This is a genomic window from Pseudomonas sp. GR 6-02 (assembly GCF_001655615.1).
Lineage (GTDB): Bacteria > Pseudomonadota > Gammaproteobacteria > Pseudomonadales > Pseudomonadaceae > Aquipseudomonas.
Genome location: NZ_CP011567.1, coordinates 98,242 through 113,181 on the forward strand (window position 1 = coordinate 98,242; position 14,940 = coordinate 113,181).

Sequence of the window (14,940 nt, forward strand, 5' to 3'; positions counted from 1 at the left end):
CGTTCAGATTTACTGCACTTTCTCGAACCCCTGAAGTCCCAACCAACACACGTCACTCATCAACAATGCAGGAGAGCCATCATGGCCAACACGTCGTTACGCAACGCCTCATTGCAAAGCATGGAAGCCGAGATCGAGAGTCTGTTGAAATCGTTGGAAAGCTTGAAGGACGACGCCTCGGACGAGTCGCGTAAAACTATCAAGACGTTGAAAAGCAACGCCGAGAACGCGCTGAAACACTCACGCCATCTGCTCACCGATGCTTATGAAGAGGTTAAGGTCAAAACCCGTGAAACCGGGATCGCGACTCGTGACTACGCCCAGGAGCACCCTTGGACTACAGCCGGTGTTGCCGTTGGTGCGCTGGGATTGCTTGCGGCCTATTTATTGTTCAAGCGCGGTCATTAAGGTGTCTGGCGCAGTTCGTTTTTAAGCCACTGCGCCAATTGCCGAGCGCGCCCGTCCGCGGCGCGCTTGGGGAGCCACAACGCCAGTTGCGCCGGGGTTTCACGGAAGCCCCATGGCGCAACCAGGCGACCGGCCTTCACGTCTTCGGCCACCAGCGGCTCGGGCGCGATGGCCACGCCCAGCCCGGCCACTGCCGCTTCCAGCAAATAATACAAATGCTCGAAGCCCTGACCGTACTTCAGCGCCTTGTCGTCGAGGCCGCTTTGCTGTGCCCAGATCGGCCAGGCTTGCGGACGTGAGGTGGTGTGCAGCAAGGGTTCGCTCAACAGTGTGCTTGCTGGTGCGTTTCGTAGCCTTTCGTAGCCGGCAAATCGCGGGCTCATGACCGGGCCGATGCGTTCGCTCACCAACTCGTAGACTTGCATATCCGCCGGCCACGGCGGCTCGGCAAACACCAGCAGGGCATCCAGACCGGGCCGTCGTGGATCGAGATCGCCTTCGCCAGCCGACAGGTGCAAGCGCAGATCCGGCAGGTCCGCATTCAGGCGCCCCAAACGCGGAATGAACCAGCGCGCCAAAAGACTGCCCGAGCAGCCGAGCACGAACGGCGCATCGGCGGTGCTTTGGGTCAGCTCGGCGCAAACGCTGCGCAAACGCTCGAAGGCTTCGCCGCTGGCATCGCGCAATCGAACGCCGGCATCTGTGAGTTTAAGGCCGCGTCCATCCTTGATGAACAGGCTCACGCCGAGGTGTTCCTCCAGTACCTTGAGTTGCCGGCTGACCGCGCCATGGGTGACGTGCAGCTGTTCGGCAGCCTGACTGACGCTGTTCAGGCGGGCAGTGGCTTCGAAGGCGCGAAGCGCGTTCAGCGGGGGGAGGTCATGGCTCATGGGATCTGTGAGTTTTCCTGACAGGTTGCGGCGATCTTATCGGTTTTCAGCGTGGGATGTCAGGGGTAGAGTGAACCCCATCGTCACCTCTCGAATACAACTGGAGCGACCCATGACCCAGACTAATCTGCGCAACGGCCCCGACGCCAACGGCCTGTTTGGCGCGTTCGGTGGCCGTTACGTCGCCGAAACCCTGATGCCGTTGATCCTCGATCTGGCCCGTGAATACGACGCGGCCAAGGAAGATCCGGCATTCAAAGAAGAATTGGCCTACTTTCAGCGTGATTACGTCGGACGTCCAAGCCCACTGTATTTCGCCGAACGCCTGACTGAGTTCTGCGGTGGCGCGAAAATTTACCTCAAGCGCGAAGAGCTGAACCACACCGGCGCGCACAAGATCAACAACTGCATCGGCCAGATCCTGCTGGCGCGGCGCATGGGCAAGAAACGCATCATCGCCGAGACCGGCGCCGGCATGCACGGCGTGGCGACCGCCACCGTGGCCGCGCGTTTCGGCCTCGAATGCGTGATCTATATGGGCACCACTGACATCGAACGTCAGCAAGCCAACGTGTTTCGCATGAAGCTGCTGGGCGCCGAAGTGATACCGGTAGTCGCGGGCACCGGCACCCTCAAAGACGCGATGAACGAAGCCCTGCGTGACTGGGTGACCAACGTCGACAGCACCTTCTACCTGATCGGCACCGTGGCCGGTCCGCACCCGTACCCGGCCATGGTTCGCGACTTCCAGGCCGTCATCGGCAAGGAAACCCGCGAGCAGTTGCAAGCCCAGGAAGGTCGTCTGCCAGACAGCCTGGTGGCGTGCATCGGCGGTGGTTCCAATGCAATGGGCCTGTTCCACCCGTTCCTCGATGATAAGAGCGTCGAGATCATCGGCGTCGAAGCGGCCGGTTACGGCATCGAAACCGGCAAGCACGCGGCCAGCCTGAACGGTGGCGTACCAGGCGTGCTGCACGGTAACCGTACGTTCCTGTTGCAGGACGATGATGGCCAGATCATTGACGCGCACTCGATTTCAGCCGGTCTCGACTATCCAGGCATCGGCCCGGAACACGCCTGGTTGCATGACATCGGCCGCGTCCAGTACACCTCGGTGACCGACGACGAAGCCCTCGACGCATTCCATAAGTGCTGCCGCCTGGAAGGGATTATTCCTGCACTGGAAAGCGCCCATGCCCTGGCCGAAGTGTTCAAGCGCGCACCGACCCTGCCGAAAGATCACCTGATGGTGGTCAACCTGTCCGGCCGTGGCGACAAAGACATGCAAACCGTGATGCACCACATGGAAAACTCTCAACAAGTGCAGTCCAAGCAGGAGAAACACTGATGAGCCGCCTGCAAACGCGTTTTGCCGAACTCAAGGAACAGAACCGCGCCGCCCTGGTGACCTTCGTGACCGCCGGCGATCCGAGCTATGACACGTCCCTGGCGATCCTCAAAGGCTTGCCCGGTGCCGGCGCCGACGTGATCGAGTTGGGCATGCCCTTCACTGATCCGATGGCCGATGGTCCGGCGATCCAGTTGGCCAACATTCGTGCCTTGGGCGCCAAGCAGAACCTGGCGAAAACCCTGCAAATGGTTCGCGAGTTCCGCAAAGGCAACAGCGAGACTCCGCTGGTGTTGATGGGTTACTTCAACCCGATTCACATGTACGGCGTGCCGCGTTTCATCGCTGAAGCCAAAGAAGCCGGTGTCGATGGCCTGATCGTGGTCGACATGCCGCCAGAACATAACGCTGAATTGTGCGACCCGGCACAGGCGGCGGGCCTGGACTTCATCCGTCTGACCACTCCGACGACTGACGATGGGCGTCTGCCGACCGTACTGAATGGCAGTTCGGGATTTGTTTACTACGTGTCTGTGGCGGGTGTGACCGGTGCGGGCGCGGCGACTCTGGAACATGTCGAAGAGGCCGTCACCCGTCTGCGTCGCCATACCGATCTGCCGATCAGCATCGGCTTCGGTATTCGCACACCGGAACAGGCAGCGGCAATCGCGCGTCTGGCTGATGGTGTGGTGGTGGGGTCGGCGCTGATTGATCACATCGCCAACGCCTCGACCCCTGATCAGGCTGTGGAGGGCGTACTCAGCCTGTGCGCGGCCTTGTCCGACGGCGTGCGTAAAGCGCGGGTCAGCTGAAAGTAAGAGAGGAATTAGTGCCTCGCGGCACAGCACATACAGCAAGACCGAGGGCTTCAGGACTACGTTCTGAAGCCCTTTTTGCTGTATGTCTCGATGGGGGCTTGTATTGATACACAGCTAAGCGATCAGGAGACCGGCTGTGGCGAGGGAGCTTGCTCCCGTTCGGCGGCGAAGCCATCATCCTATGGTGTCTGGTCGATTTCGGGGGCCGCTTCACGCCCCAGCGGGAGCAAGCTCCCTCGCCACAGTGATTCTGCTCTTTCGGGGGCCTATGCTTCAGGGCAACTCCAACCCACCCGCAGCCTTGTGCAACTTCCTCAAATGTTCGCCAACCTGTTTCAGGTTCTCTTCGTTGGCGGCCATTTCAGCAGCGCGGCTTGGCTCGAGCAGCGCTCGCACTTCCTTGTCGAGGTCCCCGGTCAGCACTTGAAGCTGCTTCTGACGCAGATTGCTTTCCGACTCCAGGCGCGTCCACTCGTTCGGCTGCGGCAAACCATAGCCACCGGTGCCGAGCAGTTCGGCCGGACGGCTGAGGAAGCCACTGTTGGCGAGAATCTGCTTCAAGGTCGCGTTGGCCTTATCCATGCTGCCGTTGTTCAATTCCTGAGCGCCCAGATAGCGTTGCTTCACTTCGTCCTGGGCCAATACTAATTGTTGGCGGAAGCTCGCCTGCTCCAGTAACAGCAATGCCGCGCTGGTGCGCAGGTCCGCCTGGTCAATCCATTTGCGGCGCTCATCAGCTTTCAATGCCAGCCAGTCTTCGACCTTTTCCTGCTTGATCGGCAAGTGCTTTTTCAGCACCTCGAACATCGCTTGATAACGCTCGCGGAAGGAGTCGAAGCGATAGCCCAGGCGTAACGCTTCGCGAGGGTCGTCGAGCACGCTGGTATCCGCCAGTCCACGGCTCTTGAGTACTTCCAGCAAGCCGTTGGGCATGATGCTGTCGAGCCCTGTCAGCTGGGCATTATTGCTGCCGCTGCGCAGCAGCTTCAGGCTTTCCACGGCGCAGTTGTTGGACAGGAAGAAGTAATTGCCGTCGTAACTCCAGTGCATCTCGGCGGCGTGCTCCACCACGTCTTCGATCTCGCTGCGCGACAGGTTCAGCGGTACCGAGGCCAGGCTGCGCAGTTCGGTCTTGGTGTATTCGTCGATCACCTGGGCCAGCGGCAGCACAAACAGGCGCGATGGATATTTGCCCACCAGCCCATCCCAACTCGACAACTGTACGTCGCCGACGAAGGCGCGGTAAGACAGCACCAGATGTTGATCCAGATCGAGGCGGCAATCCGGCCCGCGAGGCCGACCAGGCGCGCAGATCACCAGTCGCAGCATGCTGTGACCCCAGCGGCTGACCCAGTTCTGGTTGGCTTCTGCCAGCAGATAGTCGACGGCATACACCCGTTCCGGATCGACCTGGCCCAAGGGCTGTTTGGCGAAATCATTACCGGCATTGAGGAAGGCGAATGATCGGGCGCAGGTGTCTTTGGCGGCGGGCGCCCAGCCGAAGTGTTCTTTGTAGTAGCGATACAGCGCAGGGCGACGGCAGGCATAGCTTGGGTCGAGGAGGAAGTACTCCATGTTGACCGCGACGAACTCCTTCGGGCTGCTCGTCTCGTAGATGTCCGGGCTGCGGGCAATCTGCCGGTTGTGCTGTTCGCGCTCGCCGCGCCGACCGACGTATTGTGGCCAGCCGGCCAGATCAAGCAGGCGAGGGTCGTCGCTGAGGGTCCAGCGTCGGTCGGTCTGTCCGCGGCACTGATCCGGGATGCCGATCAGTCCGGAGCTGCTGTTACGTTGTGTGCAGCGCTGGATCAGTGTGCGCTCGGCGTCCGGCCACAGGCGTGCGCGGTCGTAGATGTGGGTGAGCTCGTGCAACACCGTGGCGAGCAGTTCCTGACGCACGGTGCCGTGGGGGCGATAGGTTTTTTTGGTCGCGGCGCTGCCGTCGGTGAGGCTGGCGAGCAGGTTGCGATTCAGGTCGAGCTCGGACACCAGTGATGCCTGGCCATAGGCATTGCTCGGCATGTTGTCGGTCCAGCCGACATCGATGTGCCGGTCCAGCTGCTCGATGAAGCGTGGCGGTAACGCCTGCATGGCTTCATCGAGCAGCGCCTGACTGGCCTGCTGTTGCGCGGGGCTCAGGCCGTCGGTCTTGAGCCGCAATTGCAAGCCGGCCTGGGCCGTGCTGCCAAGCAGCAACACAACCCCGGCCAGCAGCCAGGCGCTTAGTGATTTCACAGTGCGAGGACGGCTTCGGCGAGAACCTGATCACTGGCGTCGCGGGCTTCCGGTACGCGGGTGCGCAAGGTGTCGAAGGCAGCTTCCAGGTGTGCACCACGGATTGCACCCTCGCTGGCGACGAAACTGGCCGCATCGTCGTGGGCTTCACGGACGATCTTCGAATCGCGGATGGACGTGGTGGTATCGGAAGTGAAATCAAGCGTGCGCTGGGAGGCACGAATGATCATGTTGCTGGTGGCTACCAGGGTGTGGGCCTGGGCCACGTCGGCCAATAGCAGCAGGCCAAGGGTGGCAGCAATCAGCGGGCTACGCATGGAGTGACTCCGGAGAAACAAGGATAACTATTGGACGAGAATTGCCTGCGCCAGTTCAAGGTCGCTGGCATGAAGTTTTGGCTGGGTCCGGCGCAGGTAGATCAAGGCCGATTCCAGTTGTGCTCCTCGCAGTTGGCCGTCACTGGCGATGAACGCTGCAGCGTCATCCCGGGCGGCGATCAGCATTTTATGGTCGAAGGGCGCGGAGGTCACCATGCTGGTGGCGTAACCACTGGCTACGGTGCCTTGTGTGGACAGGTTGAAAGCGTCGAAGGCATGGGCCGAACCCGACCAGCAGGCCGCGAGAAAAACCGGAGTGATCAACAGACTTGAAAGAAAACGCATGAGGCTCGATAGCTGAAAGCGAGCCCCAAGGCTAGCGCAATGCCCGGGCTAGAGCCAGCGTCGAAACATCGGGACACGACGGGCGTGTCCCGGTTCAGCACAGTTGCCTAGATCGTCAGGATGGCCTGGGCCAGCTGTGCGTCGGTCGCATTCAGTTGTGGAGCCTGTTGGCGGATATGGTTGAGCGCGCTTTCCAGTTTCACGCCACGGATGGCACCTTCACTGGCAACGAAGCTGGCGGCATCGTCACGGGCAGCACGGACGATTTTGTTGTCGCGAAAGGAGGACGAGACATCCGAAGTCGCGTCGGAGGAAGCCTTCAGGCCATTAACGATGGAGTCGGTGGTCACGATAAAACTGGAGGCGTGGGCATTGGCAGCCATGGCAAGCAGGGCTGCAGCGCTGAGCAGGCGAAGGGGGGACATGAGGTAGCTCCTTTGGATAGACCGATAGAGAGGTGGCAAAGGATCAGACGCCTATCGTCTTAAAGCGTTCGCCACGTTTTATACAGATATTAGGCCTGCGTACATCGGTTAGAACAGTCCCGCTTGTTCATGCAGGCGAGCGCAGACACCCTTAGAATAAACTGTACTGGTTGTTTTTATATATTTAAAAACTGTAACTGTCGGTAGTTTTCTCTTCTGTACGCCCCCAATATGAAGCCCTAAAACGACAAAACCCGTCGTGGTTTCCCACGACGGGTTCTGTTTGTTCAATTCGGGTTGCTGGCGGTGGACCCGGTGGGTCAGAGCCAGCGACGCTAACTTAGCGCCAGAACGGCTTGCTCAGCTCTTCGTAGCGTTGTGCTTCGCTAATCCCGGCGTCAGCCAGCAGACGCGAATCCAGGCGAGCCAGTTGATGGCGGCTGGAGATGCGGCGCTGCCACAGCATCAGGTTGGCGATAACGCGCAAAGGCAGGGAAGCCTGGGTTTTTGCAGCAGTGTCTTCGAAGAACAGTTCGGAACTGAGTGTACGTTCCATGGTTGACATCCTTCCGCTTATGGCGGGATTAGGTAGTGGTTTAACTTTGACTGATGCCAATGATCCTCTCGTTTGGCCAGTCTCTGTAGATACAGTTCACCTGTATTGTGAGAGACCAGTTAACTGTTAAACGGTGGTGTACTGGTCTAAATTGAGGCAACTGTACCTATCGGCACCATTATGGTGCATTTATAGGGCTTTGGCTGGAAAAGGTAGGCAATTACGGTAGGAAAAGACCGGTACAGCAGTACAGTTTTTGATTGAAAGGAATGCTGCAACAGCGAGCTGACGAAACTGTGTTTGCGTCAGCTGCTATCTGTATCAATTACACCGCCAGCATGCGCCCGGTTTCTTCCAGGTTCATGTGCCAGCTCAGTGCGTCACGCAGGATATGCGGGGTATGCCCGCCGACCGCGCAAGCAGCAGTGAAGTAGTCATTCAGGGCTGGGCGATAGTCCGGGTGCACACAGTTGTCGATGATGACGCGGGCACGCTCACGCGGCGCCAGGCCTCGGAGGTCGGCCAGGCCGATCTCGGTCACGAGAATATCGACGTCATGTTCTGTGTGGTCGACGTGGCTGACCATGGGGACCACGCTGGAAATCGCCCCGCCCTTGGCGATCGACTTGGTGACAAAAATCGCCAGGTGCGCATTGCGCGCGAAGTCGCCCGAGCCGCCGATGCCATTCATCATCCGCGTGCCGCAGACGTGAGTGGAGTTGACGTTGCCGTACAGGTCGAACTCCAGCGCGGTGTTGATGCCGATGATGCCCAGGCGCCGCACCACTTCGGGGTGATTGGAGATTTCCTGGGGGCGCAGCACCAGCTTGTCCTTATAGTGCTCCAGATTCCCGAATACATCGGCATTGCGCCGGCTCGACAGGGTGATCGAACTGCCCGAAGCGAAGCTCAACTTGCCGGCGTCGATCAAATCGAAAGTCGAATCCTGCAGCACTTCGGAGTACATGGTCAGGTCTTCAAATGGCGAGTCGATCAAGCCGCACATCACCGAATTGGCGATGGTGCCGATTCCGGCTTGCAGTGGGCCGAGTTTGTTGGTCATGCGACCGGCAGCCACTTCTTGCTTGAAGAAGTCGATCAGGTGGTCGGCGATGGCCTGGGTGTCCACATCCGGCGGCAGCACAGTAGAGGGCGAGTCGGATTGATTAGTGATCACGATCGCGACGATTTTTTCCGGCGGTATCGGGATGGCAGTGCTGCCGATACGGTCATCGACCTTCACCAGTGGAATCGGCGTGCGGGTCGGCCGGTAGGTAGGGATATAGATGTCGTGCAAGCCTTCGAGATTCGGGTTGTGCGCCAGATTGATCTCGACGATCACGTGTTTGGCGAAAATCGCGAAGCTGGCCGAGTTGCCCACCGAGGTGGTCGGCACGATATGGCCCTGCTCGGTGATCGCCACGGCTTCGATCACCGCGATGTCCGGCAGCTTGAGTTGCTGGTTACGCAGCTGCTCTACGGTTTCCGACAGGTGCTGGTCGATGAACATGACTTCGCCGGCATTGATCGCCTTGCGCAGAGTGCTGTCCACCTGGAACGGCATGCGTCGCGACAGTACGCCGGCTTCAGTCAGCTGTTTGTCGAGGTCGTTGCCCAGGCTGGCGCCGGTCATCAAGCTTATTTTCAGCGGCGTGACCTTGGCGCGCTCGGCCAGTGCATGAGGCACGGCCTTGGCTTCGCCGGCTCGGGTAAAGCCGCTCATGCCGACGGTCATGCCGTCCTGAATCAGAGCGGCAGCGTCGGCGGCGCTCATTACCTTGTCCAACAATGAAGGCAAGCGAATACGGTCACGGTACATGATTGTTATCTCGGGCAACGGAAGCAAGGTGCGCAGTCTAGTGAATTCGAGCGGTGCCCGTCCCGCTACCAAGGTCGCATTCGGGGCGTCTATTCCGGTGCTTTCAGGCAAAACACCTTTGCAGGATCGGTAACAGACGCAAACAAAAACGCCCCGACGAGTCGGGGCGTTCAGGTTGCCGAAGGTTTTTACTCGACGGCTTTAACCATGTCTTCGATGACTTTCTTGGCATCGCCGAAAACCATCATGGTCTTGTCCAGATAGAACAACTCGTTGTCCAGGCCGGCATAGCCGCTGGCCATCGAGCGCTTGTTGACGATGATGGTCTTGGCCTTGAACGCTTCGAGAATCGGCATGCCGGCAATCGGCGATTTCGGGTCGTTCTTGGCTGCCGGGTTCACCACGTCGTTGGCGCCGAGCACCAGCACCACGTCGGCCTGGCCGAACTCGGAGTTGATGTCTTCCATCTCGAACACCTGGTCGTAAGGCACTTCGGCCTCGGCCAGCAATACGTTCATGTGGCCAGGCATCCGGCCGGCAACCGGGTGAATCGCATACTTCACGGTTACGCCGCGGTGGCTCAGTTTCTCGGTCAGCTCTTTCAAGGCGTGCTGCGCCCGTGCTACCGCCAGGCCATAGCCTGGAACGATGATCACGGTGTCGGCGTTGGTCAGCAGGAAGGTGGCGTCATCAGCCGAACCGGATTTCACTGGACGGGCTTCTTTGGAGCCCGCCGGGCCAGCATCCGCGGTGTTGCCGAAGCCGCCAAGCAGTACGTTGAAGAACGAACGGTTCATCGCCTTGCACATGATGTACGAGAGGATCGCACCGCTTGAGCCCACCAGCGAGCCGGCAATGATCAGCATCGAGTTGTTCAGCGAGAAGCCGATACCCGCTGCTGCCCAGCCGGAGTAGCTGTTGAGCATCGACACCACGACGGGCATGTCGGCGCCGCCGATCGGGATGATGATCAGCACGCCCATCACGAAGGCCAGGATCAGCATCAGGGCAAAGGCGCTGAAGTTGCCGGTCAGCATGAACGTGACACCCAGTGCCAGCGTCGCCAGACCCAGCAGCAGGTTCAGTTTGTGCTGACCGCTGAACTGTACTGGTGCGCCCTGGAACAGGCGGAACTTGTACTTGCCCGACAGCTTGCCAAACGCGATCACCGAACCGGAGAAGGTGATTGCACCGATGGCCGCGCCGAGGAACAGCTCCAGACGGTTGCCCGCCGGAATCGAATCGCCCAGATGTTTAACGATGCCCAACGACTGCGGCTCGACGACGGCTGCAATGGCGATGAACACCGCTGCCAGACCGATCATGCTGTGCATGAAGGCGACCAGCTCCGGCATTTTGGTCATTTCAACGCGCTTGGCCATGATCGAACCGGCGGTACCGCCGGCCAGCAGACCGACGATGACGTAGCCTATGCCGGCGGTAGCACCGCCTTGCTCAATGGAGAGCGCCGCCAGCTTATAGATGAGACCGATGGTGGTGAGGATCGCCAAGGCCATGCCGAGCATGCCGTACACGTTGCCGCGCCGCGACGTGGTCGGGTGCGACAGGCCTTTGAGGGCCTGGATGAAGCAGATCGACGCGATCAGGTACAGCGTCGTTACCAGGTTCATGCTCATTACTTGGGCGCCTCTTCTTTTACGGCTTTCGGGGCTTTTTTCTTGAACATCTCAAGCATGCGACGGGTGACCAGGAAACCACCGAACACGTTCACGGCCGCCAGAGCTACCGCCAGGGTGCCCATGGTTTTGCCCAATGGTGTTACGGTCAAGGCAGCCGCCAGCATCGCGCCGACGATCACAATCGCCGAAATGGCGTTGGTCACCGCCATCAATGGCGTGTGCAGTGCAGGTGTAACGTTCCAGACCACGTGATAACCGACATAAATCGCCAGCACGAAGATGATCAGGTTGTAGATACCGGGGGAGATAAGCTCTTCCATCGTCTGAATCCCTGCTTAGGCGTTTTTGCGGATGACTTGGCCGTCGCGGCACATCAGGCACGCGGCGACGATGTCGTCTTCTAGGTTCACTTCGAACTGGCCTTCCTTGTTGAAGACCAGCTTCAGGAAGTCCAGCAGGTTGCGTGCGTACAGCGCCGAAGCGTCTGCCGCCACCGCACCGGCCAGATTGGTCGGGCCGACAATGGTCACGCCATTCGAGACCACGACCTGGTCCGCCACGGTCAGCGGGCAGTTGCCGCCCTGCGCTGCGGCGAGGTCGACAACCACCGAGCCTGGCTTCATCTGCGCCACGGTTTCGGCGCTGAGCAGCGTCGGCGCCTTGCGACCCGGGATCAGTGCCGTGGTGATGACGATGTCAGCCTGCTTGGCGCGTTCGTGTACGGCCAGGGCCTGACGCTGCATCCAGCTGGCCGGCATGGGGCGCGCATAGCCGCCGACGCCGACGGCGCATTCGCGCTCTTCATCGGTTTCGTACGGCACGTCGACGAATTTCGCACCCAGGGATTCAATTTGCTCCTTCACCGCAGGACGCACATCGGACGCTTCGATCACGGCACCCAGACGTTTTGCCGTGGCAATCGCCTGCAAACCGGCCACACCGGCACCGAGAATCAGCACGCGCGCCGCTTTCACAGTGCCCGCGGCGGTCATCAACATCGGCATGAAGCGTGGGTAGTAGTGAGCGGCCAGCAGCACGGATTTATAGCCGGCGATGTTCGCTTGGGAGGACAGCACATCCAGGCTCTGGGCGCGGGAGGTGCGTGGCGCAGCTTCCAGCGCAAACGCGGTAATGCCGCATTCGGCCAGTTTGGCGATGGTTTCATTGCTGAACGGGTTGAGCATGCCGACCACTACGGTGCCGCTCTTGATCAGCGTCAGTTCGCTGTCGCTGGGGGCGACCACCTTGAGAATCAGCTCGGCACCAAACGCATCGTTGGCGCTGCCAATGGTTGCGCCTGCCGCTTCATAAGCACTGTCGACAACGCTGGCGTTAATGCCGGCGCCGCTTTGTACAGTGACCTTATGACCCTGGCCGATCAGCTTCTTGATGGTTTCCGGGGTTGCAGCAACCCGTGTTTCACCCGTCTGGGTTTCGAGAGGAACACCAATGTGCACGTCAAATCTCCTGCGTGATCTTATTGAGTAAACCCAGGCACTTCGGATGGTGCGGCTGGGGCGGCCGATCAGCACGACCCCACCAAATCAGGGCGGGGCGCGGCATTTTGCAGGCGAACTTTGTGCCCTTCAAGGGATTATGACGGGTGACGGAAAATTAACTACAAGTCACCCCGTGACCGAATGTCGCACCTTTCCGTTAAATCCCTTGCAGGCCGTGGCTTCTAAGGATTTTTGCCAAAATTCAAGAATTTACACATCCGCACGGTGAATAGGTTGTCATTGCCTGCCAATAGAGGCTCAAAGCCACGTACTCAAACGCTTGTGGGACGTTTGTGCTGTTTGTCGGTACAGTCTGTCAATATGCGACAAATACTTATATCTGTAGTGCTTTTGTTTTGCTGACTACGCGGTCAGCTAATGGCTATGAGCCTTTATCCTTCTAGGTTGTAGCTGTGTGCCTGATTCACCAGCCAATCGCGAAATGCCTTTAAAGAGGCTGATTCGACCTTTCGATCAGGAATCATCAGGTAGTAGGCCTTGATGCTCGATAGTGCTTGGGTATTGGCAATGACCAGACGCTTCTCTGCCAATTCGCGCTGAATCAGGAATGGCGGAATCAGCGCGATCCCCATGTCATGCATCGCTGCCTGGGCGAGCATGGAGAATAGCTCGTAACGCGGCCCTGTCATGTCTCGCGGGATATTCAGGTTCTGGGAGTTGAACCATTGGCGCCAGGCATAAGGGCGAGTGGTCTGTTGCAGCAAGGGCAGCTCGGCGATTTCACCGGGGCTCAGGTTGGTTTTTTGGCCCAGCAGCGTGGGGCTGCACACCGGCATCGGGTTCTCGCCCATTAACCTGTGGGATTCGGTACCTGGCCAGTCCGCGTCGCCGAAATAAATGGCGGCATCGAAGTCGGTGTCGGCAAACAGGAAGGGGCGCGTACGGTTGGTGAGGTTGACCGTCACCTCCGGGTGTTTGTGCTGGAAATCCTTGAGTCGTGGCAGCAGCCACTGAGTGCCGAAGGTCGGAACCACCGCCAGTTCGATCGAGTTGGCGCCTTGCTGGCCCATCACTGACAAGGTGTCCCGTTCAACCGCGTCGAGTTGGGTGGCCACCCTGCGGCTGTAGGAAAGCCCGGCTTCTGTCAGCTTCACTCCGCGCCGTGAACGCCGGAACAGCTCGACATTGAGGAACTCCTCGAGGCTGGCTATCTGTCGGCAAATCGCTCCCTGAGTGAGAGAAAGCTCCTGGGCAGCCTTGGTAAAGCTCTCGTGGCGCGCTGCCGCTTCAAAGCTGATCAGGGCTGTTGTGCTGGGGATCTTCCTGCGCATGTACGTCAACCTCACTAATGCATTGCATAAAGGCGATTTTGCAACGTTTCGAAGTGAGAAATTAGCACAACAGTATGCGAAAACCTCGTTTGCCGGGACGCCGAACCCGGCCTAGGATCAATCCACGTTATTTGACCCGATTCGAGAGGACTCACTCATGGGCGGTAAAGCTAGCTTCAACTGGATCGATCCCCTGTTGCTGGATCAACAGCTCACTGAAGAAGAACGCATGATTCGCGACACGGCCGAGCAGTTTGCTCAGCAGAAGCTCGCACCGCGTGTTCTCGAAGCTTTCCGTCATGAGAAGACTGACCCGGCGATCTTCCGTGAGATGGGTGAGGTGGGTCTGCTGGGTGCGACCATCCCTGAGCAATACGGTGGCAGCGGCCTGAACTATGTCAGCTACGGCCTGATTGCCCGTGAGGTCGAGCGTGTCGACTCCGGCTATCGCTCGATGATGAGTGTGCAGTCTTCGCTGGTCATGGTTCCGATCAATGAATTCGGCACCGAAGCACAGAAGCAGAAATACCTGCCGAAGCTGGCCACGGGTGAATGGATTGGTTGCTTCGGTCTGACCGAGCCCAGCCACGGCTCCGACCCGGGCGCGATGATTACGCGTGCACGCAAAGTGGAAGGTGGCTACAGCCTCACCGGCAGCAAGATGTGGATCACCAACAGTCCGATCGCTGATGTATTCGTGGTTTGGGCTAAGGACGATGCGGGTGACATTCGTGGCTTTGTGCTGGAGAAGGGCTGGAAAGGTCTGAGCGCTCCGGCGATACACGGCAAGGTCGGCTTGCGAGCATCCATCACCGGCGAGATCGTCATGGACAACGTGTTTGTTCCTGAAGAGAACATTTTCCCGGATGTCCGTGGCTTGAAAGGCCCTTTTACCTGCCTTAACTCGGCGCGTTACGGTATTTCCTGGGGTGCACTGGGCGCTGCCGAGTTCTGCTGGCACACCGCTCGCCAGTACACCCTGGATCGTCAGCAATTTGGTCGTCCATTGGCGGCCACTCAGTTGATTCAGAAGAAGCTGGCCGACATGCAGACCGAAATCACTCTGGCGCTGCAAGGCTGCCTGCGTCTGGGACGAATGAAAGATGAAGGTACTGCTGCGGTCGAGATCACTTCGATGATGAAGCGCAACTCCTGCGGCAAGTCCCTCGACATCGCCCGCATGGCGCGCGACATGCTGGGTGGCAACGGTATCTCCGATGAGTTCGGTGTGGCTCGCCACCTGGTCAACCTGGAAGTGGTGAATACCTATGAAGGTACGCATGACGTCCATGCGCTGATCCTCGGTCGCGCGCAGACCGGCCTCCAGGCGTTCTATTAATAGGAGAAC

General features: G+C 59.2%; 15 protein-coding genes. 4 read left to right on the forward strand and 11 right to left on the reverse strand.

The annotated features are described in order from the left end of the window. Positions 1 to 81 precede the first annotated feature (81 nt). A complete protein-coding gene (locus tag PGR6_RS00480; protein WP_064615705.1) occupies positions 82 to 408 on the forward strand; it encodes a DUF883 family protein in 327 nt (108 codons plus the stop codon). On the opposite strand, the gene PGR6_RS00485 is transcribed toward PGR6_RS00480, so the two are convergent. Then, the gene (locus PGR6_RS00485; protein ID WP_018927238.1) at positions 405 to 1,298 is read right to left on the reverse strand and encodes a LysR family transcriptional regulator; all 894 of its coding nucleotides are present in this window, start codon (positions 1,296 to 1,298) and stop codon (positions 405 to 407) included. The genes PGR6_RS00480 and PGR6_RS00485 overlap by 4 nt on opposite strands. A gap of 112 nt (positions 1,299 to 1,410) precedes the next feature. On the opposite strand from PGR6_RS00485, the gene trpB reads away from it, so the two are divergent. After that, a complete protein-coding gene (gene trpB / locus PGR6_RS00490) occupies positions 1,411 to 2,646 on the forward strand; it encodes a tryptophan synthase subunit beta (RefSeq protein ID WP_064615707.1) in 1,236 nt (411 codons plus the stop codon). Next, entirely contained in the window at positions 2,646 to 3,458 is an 813-nt protein-coding gene (gene trpA, locus PGR6_RS00495) for a tryptophan synthase subunit alpha (RefSeq protein WP_018927236.1), read from the forward strand. The genes trpB and trpA overlap by 1 nt, the downstream gene beginning before the upstream one ends. Before the next feature lie 279 nt (positions 3,459 to 3,737). On the opposite strand, the gene PGR6_RS00500 is transcribed toward trpA, so the two are convergent. From PGR6_RS00500 to PGR6_RS00545, 10 genes are all read right to left on the reverse strand, one after another. Next, positions 3,738 to 5,699 carry a DUF7844 domain-containing protein gene (locus tag PGR6_RS00500; RefSeq protein WP_064615709.1) on the reverse strand — a complete coding sequence of 654 codons (1,962 nt, stop codon included), beginning with the start codon at positions 5,697 to 5,699 and terminating at the stop codon, positions 3,738 to 3,740. Continuing rightward, positions 5,696 to 6,016 (reverse strand): DUF2388 domain-containing protein, encoded by a 321-nt coding sequence (locus PGR6_RS00505; protein ID WP_064615711.1) that lies wholly within the window; start codon positions 6,014 to 6,016, stop codon positions 5,696 to 5,698. Before PGR6_RS00505 ends, PGR6_RS00500 begins: the two co-directional genes overlap by 4 nt. A gap of 27 nt (positions 6,017 to 6,043) precedes the next feature. Then, a complete protein-coding gene (locus tag PGR6_RS00510; RefSeq protein WP_018927233.1) occupies positions 6,044 to 6,361 on the reverse strand; it encodes a DUF2388 domain-containing protein in 318 nt (105 codons plus the stop codon). 107 nt (positions 6,362 to 6,468) lie between these two features. After that, on the reverse strand, positions 6,469 to 6,786 hold the full coding sequence (locus PGR6_RS00515) for a DUF2388 domain-containing protein (RefSeq protein WP_064615713.1): 318 nt from the start codon (positions 6,784 to 6,786) through the stop codon (positions 6,469 to 6,471). A 340-nt stretch (positions 6,787 to 7,126) separates the two neighbouring features. Continuing rightward, positions 7,127 to 7,342, reverse strand: a complete 216-nt coding sequence (locus tag PGR6_RS00520) for a DUF1127 domain-containing protein (protein ID WP_018927231.1) — start codon at positions 7,340 to 7,342, stop codon at positions 7,127 to 7,129. A 325-nt stretch (positions 7,343 to 7,667) separates the two neighbouring features. After that, positions 7,668 to 9,161 (reverse strand): acetyl-CoA hydrolase/transferase family protein, encoded by a 1,494-nt coding sequence (locus PGR6_RS00525; RefSeq protein WP_064615715.1) that lies wholly within the window; start codon positions 9,159 to 9,161, stop codon positions 7,668 to 7,670. 188 nt (positions 9,162 to 9,349) lie between these two features. Continuing rightward, on the reverse strand, positions 9,350 to 10,798 hold the full coding sequence (locus PGR6_RS00530; protein ID WP_018927229.1) for an NAD(P)(+) transhydrogenase (Re/Si-specific) subunit beta: 1,449 nt from the start codon (positions 10,796 to 10,798) through the stop codon (positions 9,350 to 9,352). Continuing rightward, a complete protein-coding gene (locus tag PGR6_RS00535; RefSeq protein ID WP_003187010.1) occupies positions 10,798 to 11,121 on the reverse strand; it encodes an NAD(P) transhydrogenase subunit alpha in 324 nt (107 codons plus the stop codon). The genes PGR6_RS00530 and PGR6_RS00535 overlap by 1 nt, the downstream gene beginning before the upstream one ends. A gap of 15 nt (positions 11,122 to 11,136) precedes the next feature. Next, positions 11,137 to 12,258: a Re/Si-specific NAD(P)(+) transhydrogenase subunit alpha gene (locus PGR6_RS00540; protein ID WP_018927228.1), complete on the reverse strand. Its 1,122-nt coding sequence runs from the start codon at positions 12,256 to 12,258 to the stop codon at positions 11,137 to 11,139. A 434-nt stretch (positions 12,259 to 12,692) separates the two neighbouring features. After that, entirely contained in the window at positions 12,693 to 13,592 is a 900-nt protein-coding gene (locus tag PGR6_RS00545) for a LysR family transcriptional regulator (protein ID WP_018927227.1), read from the reverse strand. 157 nt (positions 13,593 to 13,749) lie between these two features. Here PGR6_RS00545 and PGR6_RS00550 point away from each other — a divergent pair, with 157 nt between their 5' ends. Beyond that, positions 13,750 to 14,931: an acyl-CoA dehydrogenase gene (locus tag PGR6_RS00550; RefSeq protein WP_064615717.1), complete on the forward strand. Its 1,182-nt coding sequence runs from the start codon at positions 13,750 to 13,752 to the stop codon at positions 14,929 to 14,931. Positions 14,932 to 14,940: the final 9 nt, after the last annotated feature.